Genomic DNA, 17,544 nt, shown 5'->3' on the forward strand with positions numbered 1-17,544 from the left:
GTTATCCACAGACGGGCCGCCTCGCCAGAACTTGGCAGTGCAATAGCAAGGTCATTCGGCTTATCCTGAATGATCGGGCTCGGTGCTGACCAACAAAATCACTGCACTCTACAACCGGAAGAGACGGTTTAGCTGGCCCATGCATCTGATGCCAGCCTCAGTGAGACTGACCTGCCACTTCTTGGGCTTGAGAAGCGCGCCCGTCTGATTCACATTGATCACACCGAGTCTAGACAGTTGGGGGAGTAATTCCTCTATCTGCGCTACCGGAATACCACTGAGTTTGCTCAGCGCGCCCACGCTAGCTTCGTTCCCATCGACGGCACCACACGCGCACAAAGCCGCGATGACATTTGAGTGATCGGTGACTGCTTGCAATCTGGCATCTGTGACTCCATCAAGAGAGTCTTGAGATAGAATCCGCGCTAGTCGGCGGCGACCTACGCGGTAGGCGCGAGAGAACATCGACCAAAGCGCGAGAGCCGTCGCCAAGCCCAAATAGAGGCCTCCCAAAAGTACTTGCAGGAGCGGATCAAGCGAGGGTTCTGGAAAGCTATCTGCCAGGGGGCTGGCGAGTAGCGGCGCTGCTATGGGCAGCAGTGGCGCCCAATAGGCTACGGCAGGAAAGTCACCGTCCTTGAACTCCGTCTGGGATGCACTAATCGCTGCTGGTGGATTCTTAATTAAGGGAACCGCTGCTACCAAAGCAATGAGGGCGCAGACGCCCGCTACCGCGTAGAGCATTGCCCCACCTGCAGCAATGCTGGTGAACACTACGCCAAGGGGTATGCACACCGAAGCAGTCTTGCCAAGTGCCAACTGGTTGCGATGGCGATAGTGGGCAATCTCGCCCCGCAAAGGACCATTGAGCGCAGCGGGGGGAGAGGAGTGCGACATCTCGTGAGAATAACAGTTCCGGTGGTGGTCTGAGTCCCCTATGACATCGGTTTGTGCAAGAATGGGGGACAGCCGTAGGCGCCGCCGGGAATCCGAGGCGCGCGCAAGAGCGCCGGCGAAGAATTGAATAAGAAAAATCCACATTACTACCGGAGCCCTCGAGTGGCGGCGGTGGCACGGTTCGAAAAGAAGAAGAACAATGACGCCGTGCTGCCTGCGCCCGGGGATGCAGCCGGTCCAACATTGTCAGGAGTAAAGCCACTTATGGCGTCGAAGAACTCTCAAGAAAATAAGAAGAACGAGAAGATCCAGAATGCTTCAGAAAATACTGGAAGCCATGCTGCCGCGGTTGCCTTCGCACAGCACATTGATCGGGAGGCCCTGCCAGCGAAGACTCGCCTCTACACTTTGGCCAAGCAGCTAGGGATTGCTTCCCGGGAGATAGTCACGGAGTTTGGCAAGCTAGGGGTGAAGAAGGCTGCACAATCTTCGGTGAGCAAGCAGGAGGTTGTCCTTCTGCTTGACTCCCTCGTTGCTTCCGCGCCCGCAGAGGACAAGCAAGCACAGCAAGAGCGGCCAGAGAAAAAGTCGAAGAAGCCGGCGACTAAGCCGCGTCGCAAGGCCACTACGAAGTCCGCCACAAAGGCCGCGGAGAAGCCAAAGAAGGCGACTAAGAAGTCCAAGGCAGTGGACCCGGAGCTCGCGCCTAGCGTTGAGGAGACTCCAGCTGCTGTTCAAGACAATGCAGACGAAGCGGCAGACGTAGCGGGCGCAGCAGGAGGAGAAGCAGGAAAGCCCGCTAAGAAGACGACACGTAAGGCGGGCCGCAAAGCAACGCGCAAGGCTGTGCGCAAGTCCAGTTCTCCCAAGAAGGACAAGGAAGCTGTCGCCGAAGTAAAGCCCGGCGAGGACGAGAAGGCCGAGCACAGCGAAAACTTGGCTCTGCTTGCAGCAAACGCTGATGTGAGCGCCAAGAGCGCGGGCGAAGAAGATGAGCAGGAAGCAAAGCTGCGGACCCGCGTGCGCAAGAACGTCGAGAACGAAATTGCGCAGATCGAAGAGAAGGTCGACTCGCAGTTGGCCGATACTGTGGAGAATCCTGAGCATTCAGGGGCCAACTCAGAAGGCAGCGCAGAAAGCAGCCAGGATGCAGCGCAGAGTGCTGAAACCGTAGCTGACGCGCAGGCTGCTGAGGACGTGGTTGCCCAGTTGCAGGAAGCCCTCGAGGAAGCCGGTGAACAATCGCACGACTTCGACGATCTTGGCGAGGATTATCGGCCTATCATCACTCCGAAGCCGGCCGCTGATTCTCAAACTTACGAATTAGCACCTGTGTTTATGCCGCCGCATGTGCAGCCGGCGTCTGCTTCCGTGCCTGAGTTCACCGGGGAAGATGACTCGGAAGAGGAAGAAGCGAAGGGTTCGCGTCGGCGTGGACGCCGGGGGACATCGCGCGGACGGGGATCGCAAGAACATGCGGCAAAGGCTACGTCGGATGCCGCCGCAGAAGGAGATGAGGTCGAGGAAGATCTCATCGAGGAGCCCAAAGCAATCAAGGGCTCAACGCGCATTGAGGCGCAACGCCGTCGCCGTGCCGAGTTGCGGGAAAAAGGCCGCGAGCGCCAGCACATTGTCTCCCAGGCAGAGTTCTTAGCACGCCGCGAATCCGTCGAACGCACCATGGTTGTGCGCGATAAGCAGCGCAAGGATGGCGCGGGAGTTGTTACTCAGGTGGGCGTCTTGGAAGATGATCTCCTCGTCGAGCACTTCGTGACCAGTGAGTCCCAGACCTCCCTGATTGGCAACATCTACTTGGGCCGCGTGCAAAACGTGTTGCCCTCGATGGAGGCGGCCTTCGTCGATATCGGACAGGGGCGCAATGGCGTCCTCTATGCCGGTGAGGTGGACTGGCGTTCAACCAAGCTCGGCGGTCGCGCTCGCAGGATTGAAAATGCTTTGAAGTCTGGGGACCAGGTCCTCGTGCAGGTGGCTAAGGATCCCATCGGACATAAGGGTGCGCGGTTGACCACGCAGATCTCCCTTGCCGGACGCTACTTGGTCTACGTGCCAGGTGGTCGAAGTGCTGGAATCTCGCGCAAGCTGCCCGCGCCGGAGCGGAAGCGTTTGAAGGGCATCCTGGAAAACGTGATCCCGGGTCGCGGGGGTGCCATCATCCGCACCGCGGCGGAGAACGTGCCGGAAGACGCCATTGCCGCTGATGTACGCCGCCTCAACAACACCTGGCAAGACATCACTGAGCGTGCCAACGAGGAAAAGTCCTCCAAGGGAGCCAAGCCGGTCACCCTCTACGAGGAGCCGGATGTGCTGGTTAAGGTCGTTCGTGATCTTTTCAATGAGGACTTCCACCAGCTCGTTGTTGATGGCACTCGTTCCTATAACGTCGTGCGAGCTTATGTGGATTCAATGGCGCCCGATCTCGCGGACCGCGTCGTGCAATACCGGGCAGCAGAGCATGGTGGCATGGATGCATTTGAGACTTATCGCATCGATGAGCAGCTTCACAAGGCACTCAGCCGTAAGGTGTGGCTGCCTTCGGGCGGCACGCTCATCATTGACCGCACCGAGGCTATGACGGTCATCGACGTCAACACAGGTAAGTTTACGGGCTCCGGTGGAAACCTGGAGGAGACAGTAACCCGTAACAACCTTGAGGCCGCCGAGGAGATCGTGCGCCAGATGCGGCTGCGCGATATCGGCGGAATGATCGTGGTGGACTTCATCGATATGGTTCTGCCCGAAAACCAGGATCTGGTCTTACGCCGTCTCAAAGAGACCCTCGAACGTGATCGCACCCGTCACCAGGTTTCGGAGGTCACGTCACTGGGCCTGGTGCAGATGACTCGTAAGCGTCTGGGCACTGGCCTGATCGAAACCTTCGCCACCGAGTGTGAGCACTGTCATGGGCGCGGGCTCATCATCCACGAGTATCCCGTGGATGAGATCGCTGAGGAAGAGCACAATGATCACGCGTCGCGTCATCCCAAGAAGGCTCACCAACACAAGTCGGAGAAGAAGCTGGAAGGAGAAGACACTCAGCAGCGCAATTCTCGCCAGCGCCATTCCATCGAGGATCTCGTAGCCAATGTCATCGTTGATGATGAGGAAGACTCGGACGCGTCGCACGCAGAAGGCGACAAGAATGCCGGAGACGGCCAGCGAAGCAAGCGTCGCGCGCAGCGTTCACGCCGCGGTCGTCGTGGACATGACGAGCTCCACCACGATGAGCCTCGCCATCATGAGTCCCGACATGAAGGCTCTGAACACACCTCGGCAGCGGAGGACATAGCCTCCATTGGCTATGCGGCGGCGGAAAGCGCTGCGGCCCAAGATGAGGTGGCGGAGTTTAACTCTTATGTGGCAGATGAGCCCCCTGTAGAGCCTGTTGTCGAGCGGACTGTTGAACATTCAGGTGAGTCTAAGGAGGACTCGAAAGAACTCAATTCAGCACGCCGATCACGTCGCACGTCGCGGCGTGGGGTGCGATCGGCACAGCGCGCTGCATCTACTCAGGAGCCTGCAAAGGCGACGGAGCTAGAGGTAGAGACACGGGCAGAGGCACAGGGTACCTCCCGTATGACCTTTGCTCAGGCGCAGGCAGAGTTTGAGGCCTCGCCGCGGCGCAAGCGCGCAACGCGTGGAAACTCGCGTTCTGATCATGCTCCGCGTCCGGAAGATTACGTAGATTCCGCAGTTGGCAGCACGTCCGCTGTCTCCGCAGAGACAGCTTCGGAAGATCCCGCTGTTTCGGCTCAAGCTGCTCAAGCTGCGCAGCCCGCACAAGCAGAACCTGCCGCCGCGCAACCAGCGCGGACACGGGGGCATCGTAGGGCGGTGCGCAATACGTCAAAGCGCGCGAGCCATAAGCAGGCCGCTGCGGCAACAGTGAAGGCGCAGCCGAAGAAGAAGCACGCGTCTCCTGTGGAAACTTCTCCGGAGCAGGCTCCTTCCGCAGAGCCTAGTGCCGAGACCAAGGTGATTCGGCGCGGTCGCAAGCGCGCTGTGCGCAAGGTGACTGCGGTGCGGCAAGCGCCACGGAGAGCTGAGAAGAAGGAGCAGGCGACCGTAAAGGAGTCTGCAGCTGAGTCCTGGGAGGAATCCGCTGCGCCAAACCGCGGCAATGGCCGGGGACGGCGCCGCCTAGCACGGCGACTGAGCAAGTAGGGCAGCGCCACGCGAATGGAAAATACGCGGTTTGTACTTTTCATTCGCCACGGGGTAGTCTTTGACAGTCGCTGTTTAGTGTCTTAAAGCGCAGGACCGAGCCCTCTATGGAGGATGGTATGCGTCCGCGCTGAAACTAAACGCCAAACGTTAATGTCCATTTCGAGGGTGGCACCACCGCCGCTCTCGGTCGAGTTTAGATAAGGGGTAACCCTCTATGTACGCGATCGTCAAGACCGGCGGCAAGCAGTACAAGGTTGCTGAAGGTGACCTCGTCAAGGTCGAGAAGATCGAGGGTGAGCCAGGCTCTGCCGTGGCTCTCACCCCGGTTCTGCTCGTCGATGGCGCAACCGTCAAGGCTAAGGCCTCCGACCTGGAGAAGGTTTCGGTCTCCGCAGAAATCGTCGAGCACGCCAAGGGCCCGAAGATTGATATCCTCAAGTACAAGAACAAGACTGGTTATCGCAAGCGTCAGGGCCACCGTCAGCCGCTGAGCGTTCTGAAGATCACCGACATCAAGTAAGCCCGATTAGGCTTTAATCCCCTTAAAGGAGGGAAACCACATGGCACACAAGAAGGGTGCTTCCAGCTCTAGCAACGGTCGCGATTCTAACCCGAAGTTCCTCGGCGTTAAGCGCTTCGGTGGTCAGCAGGTTAAGGCCGGCGAGATCATCGTTCGTCAGCGCGGCACCAAGTTCCACCCCGGCGAGAACGTCGGACGCGGTGGGGACGATACCTTGTTCGCACTCGAGGCTGGCTCCGTGGAGTTCGGCATCAAGCGCAACCGCCGTATCGTGAACATCGTTCCGGCCGAGCAGGCTGCAGTTGAGGCTTCTGCTTAAGTCAAGTCTCTAGTTCTTAAGGCTCGAAACTTCCCCGGGTGGGAGTTTCGAGCCTTATTTTTTTCACACGGCACGCGCCGCAATCGAGCTTCATGACTCGGGTTCGGCGCTCGTGTTTGTCATCTTGCCTGCCTGGTTCATTAGACTGCTGGGGAGATACCATTTTTGGGAGGAAATTCATCATGGCACGATTCATTGACCGCGTTGTCCTGCACCTGCAGGCTGGCGATGGTGGACACGGCTGTACCTCCGTGCACCGCGAGAAGTTCAAGCCGCTGGGAGGGCCGGATGGCGGCAACGGCGGGCACGGGGGAGACATCGTGCTTGAGGTCTCCAGCCAGATTCATACCCTGATGGATTTCCACTACCGTCCGCACATCAAGGCTGGCCGTGGTGGCAACGGTGCTGGAGACTGGCGCAACGGTGCGCGCGGGGAGGACCTCATTCTCGAGGTACCGGCAGGCACCGTGGTGCGCACGCAGAAGGGCGAGACCCTGGCGGACCTAACCGTACCTGGCACCCGCTTCATCGCTGCTGAGGGCGGCTTCGGCGGCTTGGGTAACGCGGCTTTGGCTTCCTCCCAGCGCAAGGCACCCGGGTTTGCTCTGCAGGGCGAGCCCGGCCAGGCCCGCGAGCTGGTCTTGGAGCTGAAATCCATGGCTGATGTTGGACTGGTGGGTTTTCCCTCTGCGGGCAAGTCCTCGCTGATCTCTGTACTCTCCGCCGCCAAGCCCAAGATCGGGGACTATCCTTTCACCACTCTGCAGCCCAACTTGGGTGTGGTGGACATGGGCCACGAATCCTTCACCATCGCAGACGTCCCGGGGCTTATCCCGGGCGCGGCCGAGGGCAAGGGCCTGGGCCTAGACTTCCTGCGTCACATCGAGCGCACGGCCGTGCTCGCGCATGTGGTCGATGCCGCCACCATTGAGCCCGGGCGTGATCCCGTCTCTGACGTCGAGGCCTTGGAGCAGGAGCTGTCGAACTACCAAGCAGCCCTCAAAGAGGATACCGGCCTAGGTGATCTCCGCGAGCGTCCCCGCATCATCATCCTCAACAAGGCGGATGTGCCTGAGGCCGAGGAGCTGGCGGAGTTTGTCAAGCAAGACTTGGAGGACCAGTTTGGGTGGCCGGTCTTTATTATTTCCGCCGTGGCGCGCAAGGGCCTCGAGCCGCTCAAGTACAAGCTGCTGGAAATGGTGACGCAGCACCGCAAGACCCAGCCCAAGGCGAAGGCAGATGCGCAGCATACCGTTATCCGGCCCCGGGCCGTCGGCAAACGCAAGCATACCGGGTCCCACGCGGACTTTACTGTCATGCCGGATCCGCAGGTTCCGGGTGGCTTCATCGTTGAGGGGGAGAAGATCGAAAGGTGGCTTATCCAGACTGACTTTGAGAACGACGAGGCTGTGGGCTACCTGGCGGACCGCCTGGCAAAGGCCGGTGTGGAAGACGAGCTGCGCCGCCAGGGTGCCGAGGAAGGTTGCCCCGTGAGCATCGGGGATATCACCTTCGAATGGGAGCCCATGACCGCGGGCGATCCCACCATGGCAGGCCGTGGCCAAGACGCACGCCTTCTGGGCACCGACCGCGTTTCGGCGGCCGAGCGCAAACGCGCTTCGCAAGCACGGCGTGGCATCGTCGACGAATTCGACTTCGGTGAAGAGGAAGAGGTTACGCGCGCGTCCGCCAACCGTGACCGCTGGCAGGGCTAGGTGCGCCTGCCTTTTTAGGGCTCCTGAGCTGCGGGTTAGGATCCTGCCCCCCGCATAGTGGGGACGAGCATGGCGCGGGTTTGTATTATTGAGTGACATGTCTTCTGAATTACAGAATGAGTCCATCAGTCCGTTGCCCGTGGAACCCTTTGAGGGACCCACGCTGGATACACCGTTTCCTGATCCACTCGCAGACAACCCCACGGCCGCAGGTTATTCCTCGCAGTTGCGCGACCAGATCACCAACGCCAAGCGTGTCGTGGTCAAGATTGGTTCCTCCTCGCTGACGGACCAGGACTTCCTGGTATCGCAGGAGAGGATCGATCATATCGTCGATGCGGTGCATGCGCGGATGGGCGTCTCAGACGTCATCATCGTCTCCTCCGGCGCCGTTGCCGCTGGTATGGGCCCGCTGGGGCTCAACCGTCGCCCTACGGACCTGGCTACGAAGCAGGCTGCAGCCTCCGTGGGACAAGTCCACCTGGCCTATGAATGGGGGCGTTCCTTCGCGCGCTATGAGCGCACCATTGGTCAGGTTCTGCTGACGGCCTCGGACATCGGTCACCGCGACCGGGCCCGCAACGCGCAGCGCACCATCGATCGCCTGCGCCAGTTGCGCACGATCCCCATCGTCAATGAGAACGACACCGTCGCCACCTCCGAGATGCACTTCGGAGACAATGACCGTCTCTCGGCGCTGGTGGCCAACCTCATCGGTGCGGATGCGCTTTTCCTCTTCTCTGATGTTGATGGGCTTTATGACAAGAACCCAGCCGAGCCGGGCGCGCACTTCATCGATGAAGTGCGCACAGGCAAGGATCTCAAGGGCGTTGACGCTGGTGAAGGCGGCAATGTGGGCACTGGTGGCATGGCCACTAAAGTCTCGGCCGCGCGCCTGGCCGCCCGTGGTGGCATCCCGGTCCTGCTCACCTCCACCGATAACATTGGCCCCGCGCTTGCCGACGCCTCCGTGGGCACCGTCTTCCACACCCGCATGGAGCGCAAGCTTTCGGCCTGGAAGTTCTGGGCCCTCTACTGCGCAGATGTGGGTGGGGCAGTGCGCCTTGACCAAGGGGCCGTGGACGCCGTGACCAAGGGCGGAACCTCCCTGCTGGCAGTGGGTATCACCGAGGTCATCGGAGAGTTTTCCAAGGGAGAAATCATCGATATTATCGGGCCAGAAGGCGAGGTCATTGGGCGCGGCGAAGTCCGCTTCGACTCGCAGGAGCTGTCACAGATCATAGGCAAGCACACCGAGGATCTGCCCGAGATTCAACGTAGGTCGGTCGTTCACGCTGATTATCTTTCCAACTATGCTTCTCGCCTATGAAGTTCCACATGGGCCCGGAGCAGTGGCCTGAGACCATCGCAGATATCGAAGCACAGGGCCACAGCCTCGTGCCCAACCTGGAGGAAGCGCAGTGCTACGTCAACACCGCGCCTGATCCGGCCGATGTACCCGAACTACCGGAGAGCATTGAGTGGGTGCAGCACTGCTTTACCGGCGTCGAAAAGCTGGTGCGTGCCGGACTGATTCGGGAAGTCGGAATCCCGTGGTGCAACGCCGCCGGGGCTTTTGCCAAGCCGGTGGCGGAATCGGCGCTGGGCCTGATGCTTTCGGCAGCCCACCACCACAAGGCCTTCGCCTTGGCTGGGACGTGGCGCGTGGCCGAAGAACTTGATCGCACGCAGGCCTGGCTGAGCTCTCCTCGCACCCCTACCGAGGTAGTCATTCTCGGCGCGGGCGGAATTGCCGCGGAACTCATTCGCCTGCTGGAGCCTTTCGGGGTCCGCGTCACCGCGGTAAATCGCTCGGGCAGGCCCGTGGAGGGGGCCGCGGAGACGCTGAGAATGAGTGATGCGGAGTCGGTGTGGGAGCGAGCAGACTTTCTCGTTTCTATTCTGCCGCTGACCACGGAAACCCGGGGGATTATCGGCGCCGACCGTTTCAAGGCTATGAAGTCCACGGCTATCTTCATCAACGTGGGACGGGGCGCGACCGTGGTGACCGATGATCTGGTGACCGCGCTATCTACGGGAGAGATTGCTGGCGCGGGCCTGGAAGTGGTGGATCCGGAGCCTTTGCCCGATGGGCACCCGCTCTTTTCTGCGCCAAATTGCACGATGACCCCGCACATGGCGGCCTCCGCGCACGTGGCTATGGCCTACATTGGCAAGATTTTTAATGCGAATGCGGCCGCATACCTGCACAATGAACCTATGCCCACCCGTGTGGATCCGTCGAAAGGTTATTAACTATGCGCTACGCCATCCTCCCTCACCCGTGGACCGAGACCACCTCAGTGCTCGATGCCGCAGGTCACACCCAAGTTCCTCTGGATGAGGCCGAGTTTTTGGTGTTCAACGGCGCTCCCGGGGAGTTCCCCGATCCTTTGCCCGAGTCCATTGGCTTCGTGCAGGTTCCCTTTGCCGGAGTTGACCACGTCCTCGACCTCATCCGCAAGACCCACGCGGAAACCGGCGTGCGCTGGTCCAATGCCGCCGGCCTTTATGATTCCACGGTGGCGGAATCAACCATCGCGCTCCTGCTTGCTCAGCTGCATGCCCATAAGCGCGTCGGCACGAGCTGGGACAACCGCGACGAGGTTGAGGCTCATACGAGTTTCCTCTTTGAGGATAGGACCGTCGCCATCATTGGCGCGGGCGGTATAGGAACCAAGCTCATTGAGATGCTCTCCGGTTTTGGACCGCGCATCATTGCGGTCACCCGCTCGGGGCGCCCAGTGGCAGGAGCCGATGAGACGCACCCCGTCTCCGAGGTGGAGAAGGTCTGGCCCAAGGCCGACTATTTTGTATTCCTTACCCCGCTCACGGACGAGACCTATCACTTGGGCAACGCCGAGGTATTCGCCGCGATGCCCTCCCACGCCGTGGTCATCAATGTAGGGCGCGGCCCGCTTATCGATACCGCGGCGCTCGTGGAGGCCCTGAGCAACGGTGAGATTGCCGGGGCGGGCCTCGATGTCACCGACCCCGAGCCACTCCCAGACGGGCACCCGCTGTGGGAGATGCCCAATTGCATCATCACCCCGCACGTAGCGAACCCGCCTTATTCCGTGCGCAAGCGCATCGGCGAACATACGCTCAAAGCGGCTGAGGCCTTCGCTGCAGGCAAGCCGCTTCCCACCGAGGTAAATGCGGAAGCGGGGTACTAGGCCATGAGTGTCAATTCCATGAACGATGATTCTGAGAATATTCGCGTTGGAGACAGCGAGCGCAGCCGCGCGCTCGACGAGCTGAGCACACACTTTGCCAACGGGCTCATCGACATCAACGAGTTCGAGGAACGCACGGGCAAGGCAGCTATTGCCAAGACCCGGGGTGATATTCGGAAGCTTTTCCTCGACCTACCCCGCCTCGATGGCACTGACCCCGTGGCAGGGGAACCCCACCCCAATGCCCCCGCGCCAATCCGGGCGGAAACACGTGCGCAGGAGGAGCTCGATGAGGTTCTCACCCGCGGTAAGAAGGTGCAAAGATTTGATGGCTTAATCTTTGCCGTCGCGATGATTCTTTTCTTCCTCGGCCTGTTCGTCTTCGACTGGGACTACTTTTGGATCGTGTTCCCCCTGGCCGGCGTGGCAGCCTGGGGAGTACGCAGCGTGGCTAACTTCAGTGATGAAGACGAAGAGATCTTTGACGAGCTCAATGAATCTGAGGAAAAAGAGCGGGCAGAGCGCTTGCGACGCGCGGCTGAACGCCGCAGGGAGCTAGGCAAGTAATCTTCACAGCTCTTCAGCGGCGGATAGCTACGAGCCTAGAAGCGCACCTCCCAGACCTGGCCGAGTAGCGGCAAGTGCATAAAGATGCCACCCACTTTTATTCCTGCGCCCTCAAGCACGCGCGAGTAGGTAGCCATCTGCCCGAGGTAGTTGGCCCGGATGTGGGCTTCCGGGTCCTTGCCCGGGTAGGTCTTGTGATCCACGAGGTAGCGCACGCCATCCTCGCCGACAATAAGGGCGTCCATCCAGCCTTGTGCGCGGCTACCGTCCTGAGCGCAATAATCAAAAGGTACTTCGGTCTCAATGCGGGCCGAATCCCCGAAGTGCTTATTCACCCACGCCTGCCAGTTAGTGCCCATGGCCTCCAAATCAGCCGTATCGATATATCGTCCGATGCCCCAGCGTTCGATGATCCCTTCCGCCAGTTCACTGCGCTGCAGGGGCTGAAGGTGAGCCAGGTCGACACCAAGGTAGGCGTGCACGGCATCGCCCACCTTGTCCCAATTTTGGCCGCCACCAGAGTGTAGGGCTGGGCCGGTGTCCTCTACACGCAGAACCTGAGCCTGCGACTCAACTTCGGTGGCCTGCGCGGAGGAGGCAACGAAGCGGGCAGGGGAGAATACCTGCTCGCTCGGAGTCGGATAATGGGCATCCCGGGACATAAACTCGCGCGCCGGGTCGGCATCCCACACCGTTGGCTCATCGATGGCGGTGGGGAAGACGCGGTGAATGACGTCGATCTCCGTGTGCGCGGAGGTCTCTTGCGCCATACCGGGGACATCGACTAGCACATCTTTATCGAGCCGGACGTCGCGGGGGCGCACCGAATCTATGACCTGAGAATTATCGAAGCGCAGCACGTTTCCTTCCGCTCCCGTGAGCAATTCCACCGGGCGGGAATCGTGGGCCAGCAAAGCAGGGAAAGAATCGCCGATGCTCATCAAGGGCACGATGACGGTGTGCTCCCGGCTGCGGGTAAATGCCACGTAGAGCCTGCGCAGATCCTCCTGGTGTTCAGCCTGCGCGCGAGTCTGGTGCAGCGGAGAGCCCAAAAGAACTTCGCGGCAGCCCTTTGTGTCCAGGAGTAGGCTGAGCGGCCAAAAGAGCAGGCGGCGGCCCTCCAGAGGAGCGGTGACATCGAAGCGAGGAGCCGGGTCCACCCACACGCCGGCCGGCTTAAAACGGTCGTTGTGCTGCAGGCCGGGGAGAATAACAGTTCCCCATTCCAGTCCTTTCGCGGAATGGATGGTGCCCACGTGGACTGCGGTGGGGTTCTCCGCGGCCCTAGTGGCCGGGGAGTCCTGCTCCAGAGATTCCAGGAAACGCAGAAGTGAATGCTGGCCCGCTCCGGCCAAGGACTGCTGGCTAAAGGCGGAGGCATTGCCCACGAAGGCATCGAGGGTGGCAAGCCTTTGCTGAGGCTGCGACCAGCTGGCGATGCGCTCCGGCAGGCGCAGTGCCGCAATGGCGGCTTCGACCAGCTGCGGTAGTGCAGCGCCGCCCACCAAGGGGGCGAGCTCGTCTACGACCGCAATGCTGGGGTGCTGTGCCCACTGGGCCAGCAGCTCACGCCGCTGGGTGGGGTCAGCGGCGGCACATAGCTCGTCGAACCAGGTCAGATGCGCCGGGTGATCTTCAAAGACATGGATAAGCTCGAGCAAGGACTGGGTGGAGGTCTTATCCACTAGCCACAGCAGCGCTGCACGCAGCACCGTGCCCTCTCGGGTCTCGAGGAGAGTACGCGCATCAGCAGTGGCCGGAATGCCGTGTCCCGACAGTGCCGAGACCATTTCATGGATATGGGAGTTGGTGGACAAGAGGATGGCGCAGCCACCTGAGGGGAAGCCTTCCTCTCGGAAGGTGCGGGCCAGATCTTCGGCGAGGGCATCAAAGAATGCAGGTATCGTAGGCGGTTTGATCTTGCCGTTATTGAACTTGCCGCGTTCTGGCTCCCAGATTTCAACACTGCCTCCGATACGAGAGCGCGGTGATTCAGGCGCGGCGAATGGTTCGGGGAGGAAGAGTCGCGCGTTATCTCCCTCGGGGAACAACGGGGCGAAGAGTTCGTTGGAGAGGCTGATGGGTTTGCTCCATGAGCGCCAGCTGCGCGCGAGGTTGGAGGTATCGCCTTGGAAGGGACCTGCCGGATCGGTGATGGCAGCCAGTGCAGCGTCCATGAGCGCGGGATCGGAACCGCGGAAACCATAGATGGACTGCTTGGGATCACCCACCCAGATAACCTCGGAGACCAACTGGGCAAGCTCCATGAATACCGCCAGCTGAATGGGATTTGTGTCCTGGAACTCGTCCACGATTAGAAGCTCGAAACGGGCGGAAATCTCCTCCCTTACCTGTTGATTCTCCCGTAGAAGCCGCAGCGCCTTTTGCTCCTGATCGCTGAAGTCAATCTGTGCGGTGGCGTCCTTGTATGCCTGGTAGCTCTCCAAGCAATCCGCCGCTGCGGTATAGGTCAGGCGGATAAGTGCCGCGACATCATCCTGGAAGGACTGCGAAAAGAGAATGTAATGTGGGGGGAAGGTTTCTTGTACCGCATCCTTAACCGGCTTTCCTCCCTTTGCTTTTCCTACTTCGCCCTCTGTGGCCTTGTGCCACTGCTTCCAGGGGGTGCGATCAGCCGCAATATCCAGGTTGAGTTTCATGCGGTGCAATTCCTGCGGAAGCTTCTCCAGGAAGTTTTTCAGCGGCTTGACGGATGTGCCTTTGATGTCGCCGGCCTCTAAAGCATCCCTGAGGTTTGCTGCTAGGGCAGGATATTGTTCGAGGATCTCTTCCCGCGCATCCGCGGCAGAGTAGTTCAAAAGCGCACAGCTGGGATCCTCCGCGTAAAGCGAGCGAAGCTTGTCCTCCTCGGTGACGCGTGCCTGACCAAGAGTGGTGGTGAGCTCGCTGATGGAATCCTCCGCTAAGCCAGGCAAATCGGCAAGGTCGATGTTCTCTCGGCGGATCGCTGCGATGAACTCTCGCAGAGTTTCGCCCCACTCGACTTCGGTTGAGTTTCCAAAACCGGACTTGCTCCGGGAATTGCTGCGCTTGCTATAACTCATGCGAGCAAGGAGGGCGGAGTTTTCTTCTTCATAGTCTGCGATGATGCGCGAGGTAGCTAGGGAGAAAGCGGCCTTCTCACTATCTTCGGAGAGCACGGTCAGTTCCGGTGAGAGCCCCGCGTCCACGGCAAACATGCGCAGGATCTGATCCGTTACCGAGTTGACGGTGCCGATCAGCGCGCCGGGCAACTTGAGAATCTGCTCGTTGAGGCGCGCTGATTCTGCAGGTTTCAGTAACGGGTCTTCCGCAGCATCGACCAAGCCCTGCTGGATGCGCTCGGAGAGCTCACCGGCTGCCTTGCGGGTAAAGGTCGTGGCGATGATCTGGCTCGGCTCTAAGGGATTTGTGGTATCCGCCAGGCGCTTCGTGAGCAATTGGGTGAGAGTGTAGGTTTTGCCGGCGCCAGCGGAGGCGCTGATGATGGTGAAATGAGCCTTGCTCATGCTTGGTCTCCTTTGTTCCCAGTGAGGAAGTCGAATGCGGTATAAGGGCTAGCCGCGCGTGTGGCCATGCCCCGTGCTTCAAGTTCGGTGACCCGAGTGCTGAACTCGGGGAAAGCTGCTTGATCTTTCTTATCCAAGCTCCGGAAGTTATCCAGGTCGAAGACCCAGCCCTGCCTAAGCCCATCGAGGACGTAGTTGACGTGATAAACCATGCGATCCCACAGGGGCGTGAGTGAGTCCTCCGGCAAGGAGGCGGGTCCCGTATAGGGCGGGGAGAAGATGGGGAAGGGGGAGAAGAAGCGCGTCTGGAGTATCGAGTAATAGGCCACGGGATAGGAACCCAGGCCCTTGGCCGTGCCTGCTAGGGAGCGAGCATAGACAGCAAGCTGCATCTCTTGGTTCTTGGAGATCTCATCACTGAACTTATTCTTGCTCGTGGTGTACTTGAGGTCGAAGAGGCCGATGCGCCCTCCGCCGAAATCGAGGTCGACGTCCCTTTGTCCGCGCAGCTCCACCGGGGCGCCTTCTCGGCCAGGGAGTTCAGGCAATGTGACGCCGGTGATCGGAGTTTCATTTCCGGAGATGGTGGCGCCCATGGCGCGCACGGCTGCATTGATATCCGCGACCGCACGCGTGGTGTCTCCCAGAAGGCGCTTCCGTGCGGATTCCTGTCCCTTGAGGGTTAGCTCCGCGCCGTATCCCTCCAGCGCGGAGTTAAAGGCTTTCTCAACTTCCGCCGCAGTGGCGTTCTTGGCATGCAAGTCCTCGAATACCTTGTGGACTACCGTGCCATAGAGCTGGTTTCCACCGGGGAGGTTCATGGCCACACCCGGGTCGATGCCCAACCGGCGGCGCAGGAGCCACTCCAAGGGGTGCTGAATAATATCGACCATCTGAGAATAGGACAGGCGCTCCGGCAGCAGGTGCTCGGCGGGGGTGAACTCGCGGTAGAAGGGATTGCCGGCTGGAAGCGCGGCGATGGCAGGAAGCGTCACCGGCAGGCGCAGACCGCGGAAGCTCCACGTGTCTCCCTGCACCAAAGCACCCGCCCGGGAAGTGACCTTCTTTGCTATCTCCGTGACGCTTGCTTTCCCGGATTCCGTGGAGGGCAAAGCGTCCCTTACTTTGGAGAGCAGGAGATTAAGAAGCGGATGGCGCGAAGTCTCCTCCCCCGAGCAGTAGGAAGGAATGACTGCGGTGATGCTTCGAGCGGTGGTGAGGATACCCAGCTGTCCGGAGATGACCAACGGAGCGAGCGAGGAAGGGATGGGTAGGTGTACTCCTGCCTGAGCCAGCTGCGCCACTTCGACCTGGGTGAAATCCTGCGCAACCGACACCGTGTTATCGATTGGTGCCCACCACAAAACCTCCTGGCATCCCAGAGGCAGCGCGACGGGGTGTTGCGCTACGCTGCGGCCAGGCTGGGCTTGGGGCAAGGCAGGGCAGTGCGCCGAAAGAGCTTCGAGTATGGAATCTAGTTCGCGGCGGCTTAAGGTCCCAGCTGTGGAGAGGACGTTGCGGGCTTGAGCTACTACTTCTGCTTCGAAAGATTGGCCTAGTTTGAGAAGCCGAGCGCGTAGCCACTCAAGGTGGGGTAGAAGGTCCTCAGCGGAGAGCACATCAGTGTCTTCCAAGGGCTGCAGACGGACCAATTGGTCGATATCGCGGGCGAGCTCGTCTTGGGCAAGGGCGCCGGTCTCAAACTCTTCCGCCCACTCCGCAGAGCCCACTCCTGCTGCGCGGTTGAGCAGCGAACGAATGCGGTTACCCACGAAGTTCGGGATGAGGCTACCCGTGGAGTAGCGCAACATGGTCAGCGTGGACAGGGCCCGAATGTCATGGGGACGCGTACAAGCGGCGAGGAATACGGGAAGGGTAGGAGTGGGCGCGCTTTCGCCGTAGCCTATGGCAGCCTGATTGCGCAGTGCGAGTTCGTGGTCCAGCGCGGTGGTAGCGGCGCCGGTGAGAATGGTCTGGTGCTCACTTTGGGCGAGAATGCGCGCGGCAGATGTAGCGCATTCGTAGATGGTGTCTGCCGTGATGATGTCAAGAGATTCGAGGCGAGAAACCTGTGCCACCTCATCCACCTGGACGCCCTGCGCCTGCAGGCCGGAGAAGATTTCCTGCCAGATACGCGGGAGCTCATCTATCCGGCAAAAGTGCAGGCTAATGGTGGAGATTCCCACAGGCCAGCTCTGCCCCTTAGATGACATCTCCCACAGCGCTTGCGCTACAGCGCGAATGCTATCGGCGGCACCGGCGGGGACTGTGTTCATACGTTCGATGAGATCGATGACGGCGAGGCGCGATGCTGAGTCTGTGGGGACGTCTCCTTCTGGACGCCAGCCATTGGCAACCAGTTCATCCCGCCAGCGCAGCAGGGCCTGGGCCATGGCCCAGGGGTTCTTTGCGCAGGATTCGGCGCACCAATCCGCGCGGCCGGCCGCGACAGCGTTGTGCAGTGCGCTGCGGTAGGCCACGATGCGCTCTGGCGCTGTGAGCTGCGGAGCCTGCAGACCCAGCCGTGTGGCAAGTGTGGTGGCGAGGCCCTGCGGGCCGCAACGCACGGTGCCCACGGTAGTAGAAGTGGTGTCGGCGCGATGATCAAACTCCCAGCCGAAGTCTATGTGCATCCCAATGGGCCTTTCTTCTCGTG

General features: G+C 60.3%; 11 protein-coding genes. 8 read left to right on the top strand and 3 right to left on the bottom strand.

Features of this window, described 5'->3' with window-relative positions; translation table 11 throughout:
• Positions 1 to 108: 108 nt before the first annotated feature.
• Complete coding sequence (locus B2696_RS01855; RefSeq protein ID WP_286953677.1) at positions 109 to 897, bottom strand: hypothetical protein; 789 nt, start codon at positions 895 to 897, stop codon at positions 109 to 111.
• Between the two features lie 264 nt (positions 898 to 1,161).
• Between B2696_RS01855 and B2696_RS01860 the strand changes: the two genes are divergently transcribed.
• The 8 genes from B2696_RS01860 to B2696_RS01895 all read left to right on the top strand — a co-directional run bounded on the left by B2696_RS01860 (position 1,162) and on the right by B2696_RS01895 (position 11,379).
• Complete coding sequence (locus tag B2696_RS01860) at positions 1,162 to 5,079, top strand: translation initiation factor IF-2 N-terminal domain-containing protein (RefSeq protein ID WP_376778883.1); 3,918 nt, start codon at positions 1,162 to 1,164, stop codon at positions 5,077 to 5,079.
• A 217-nt stretch (positions 5,080 to 5,296) separates the two neighbouring features.
• Positions 5,297 to 5,602 carry a 50S ribosomal protein L21 gene (rplU, locus tag B2696_RS01865; RefSeq protein ID WP_075730277.1) on the top strand — a complete coding sequence of 102 codons (306 nt, stop codon included), beginning with the start codon at positions 5,297 to 5,299 and terminating at the stop codon, positions 5,600 to 5,602.
• A gap of 40 nt (positions 5,603 to 5,642) precedes the next feature.
• Entirely contained in the window at positions 5,643 to 5,921 is a 279-nt protein-coding gene (rpmA, locus tag B2696_RS01870; RefSeq protein ID WP_075730276.1) for a 50S ribosomal protein L27, read from the top strand.
• A 182-nt stretch (positions 5,922 to 6,103) separates the two neighbouring features.
• Positions 6,104 to 7,636: a GTPase ObgE gene (obgE, locus tag B2696_RS01875; RefSeq protein WP_286953679.1), complete on the top strand. Its 1,533-nt coding sequence runs from the start codon at positions 6,104 to 6,106 to the stop codon at positions 7,634 to 7,636.
• A 97-nt stretch (positions 7,637 to 7,733) separates the two neighbouring features.
• On the top strand, positions 7,734 to 8,966 hold the full coding sequence (gene proB / locus B2696_RS01880; RefSeq protein ID WP_075730274.1) for a glutamate 5-kinase: 1,233 nt from the start codon (positions 7,734 to 7,736) through the stop codon (positions 8,964 to 8,966).
• Positions 8,963 to 9,892, top strand: coding sequence for a D-isomer specific 2-hydroxyacid dehydrogenase family protein (locus tag B2696_RS01885; RefSeq protein WP_286953680.1), 930 nt, complete (start codon positions 8,963 to 8,965; stop codon positions 9,890 to 9,892). The genes proB and B2696_RS01885 overlap by 4 nt, the downstream gene beginning before the upstream one ends.
• Positions 9,893 to 9,894: 2 nt before the next feature.
• A complete protein-coding gene (locus B2696_RS01890) occupies positions 9,895 to 10,812 on the top strand; it encodes a D-isomer specific 2-hydroxyacid dehydrogenase family protein (RefSeq protein WP_286953681.1) in 918 nt (305 codons plus the stop codon).
• A 3-nt stretch (positions 10,813 to 10,815) separates the two neighbouring features.
• Positions 10,816 to 11,379, top strand: a complete 564-nt coding sequence (locus B2696_RS01895) for a DUF1707 SHOCT-like domain-containing protein (protein ID WP_373862536.1) — start codon at positions 10,816 to 10,818, stop codon at positions 11,377 to 11,379.
• 35 nt (positions 11,380 to 11,414) lie between these two features.
• Here B2696_RS01895 and B2696_RS01900 read toward each other — a convergent pair whose 3' ends face one another.
• Together B2696_RS01900 and B2696_RS01905 are read right to left on the bottom strand one after the other, a co-directional pair.
• Complete coding sequence (locus B2696_RS01900; protein WP_286953682.1) at positions 11,415 to 14,888, bottom strand: UvrD-helicase domain-containing protein; 3,474 nt, start codon at positions 14,886 to 14,888, stop codon at positions 11,415 to 11,417.
• A complete protein-coding gene (locus B2696_RS01905; RefSeq protein WP_286953683.1) occupies positions 14,885 to 17,521 on the bottom strand; it encodes a PD-(D/E)XK nuclease family protein in 2,637 nt (878 codons plus the stop codon). The genes B2696_RS01900 and B2696_RS01905 overlap by 4 nt, the downstream gene beginning before the upstream one ends.
• Between the last annotated feature and the right edge of the window lie 23 nt (positions 17,522 to 17,544).

The organism is Corynebacterium sp. UBA4397, from assembly GCF_002390965.1.
Lineage (GTDB): Bacteria > Actinomycetota > Actinomycetes > Mycobacteriales > Mycobacteriaceae > Corynebacterium > Corynebacterium flavescens.

What these genes read in the sequence shown, in the direction of transcription:
- B2696_RS01855 (WP_286953677.1), bottom strand. Translation starts at nt 897, where the DNA reads ATGTCGCACTCCTCTCCCCCCGCTGCGCTCAATGGTCCTTTGCGGGGC.
- B2696_RS01860 (WP_376778883.1), top strand. Translation starts at nt 1,162, where the DNA reads ATGGCGTCGAAGAACTCTCAAGAAAATAAGAAGAACGAGAAGATCCAG.
- rplU (WP_075730277.1), top strand. Translation starts at nt 5,297, where the DNA reads ATGTACGCGATCGTCAAGACCGGCGGCAAGCAGTACAAGGTTGCTGAA.
- rpmA (WP_075730276.1), top strand. Translation starts at nt 5,643, where the DNA reads ATGGCACACAAGAAGGGTGCTTCCAGCTCTAGCAACGGTCGCGATTCT.
- obgE (WP_286953679.1), top strand. Translation starts at nt 6,104, where the DNA reads ATGGCACGATTCATTGACCGCGTTGTCCTGCACCTGCAGGCTGGCGAT.
- proB (WP_075730274.1), top strand. Translation starts at nt 7,734, where the DNA reads ATGTCTTCTGAATTACAGAATGAGTCCATCAGTCCGTTGCCCGTGGAA.
- B2696_RS01885 (WP_286953680.1), top strand. Translation starts at nt 8,963, where the DNA reads ATGAAGTTCCACATGGGCCCGGAGCAGTGGCCTGAGACCATCGCAGAT.
- B2696_RS01890 (WP_286953681.1), top strand. Translation starts at nt 9,895, where the DNA reads ATGCGCTACGCCATCCTCCCTCACCCGTGGACCGAGACCACCTCAGTG.
- B2696_RS01895 (WP_373862536.1), top strand. Translation starts at nt 10,816, where the DNA reads ATGAGTGTCAATTCCATGAACGATGATTCTGAGAATATTCGCGTTGGA.
- B2696_RS01900 (WP_286953682.1), bottom strand. Translation starts at nt 14,888, where the DNA reads ATGAGCAAGGCTCATTTCACCATCATCAGCGCCTCCGCTGGCGCCGGC.
- B2696_RS01905 (WP_286953683.1), bottom strand. Translation starts at nt 17,521, where the DNA reads ATGCACATAGACTTCGGCTGGGAGTTTGATCATCGCGCCGACACCACT.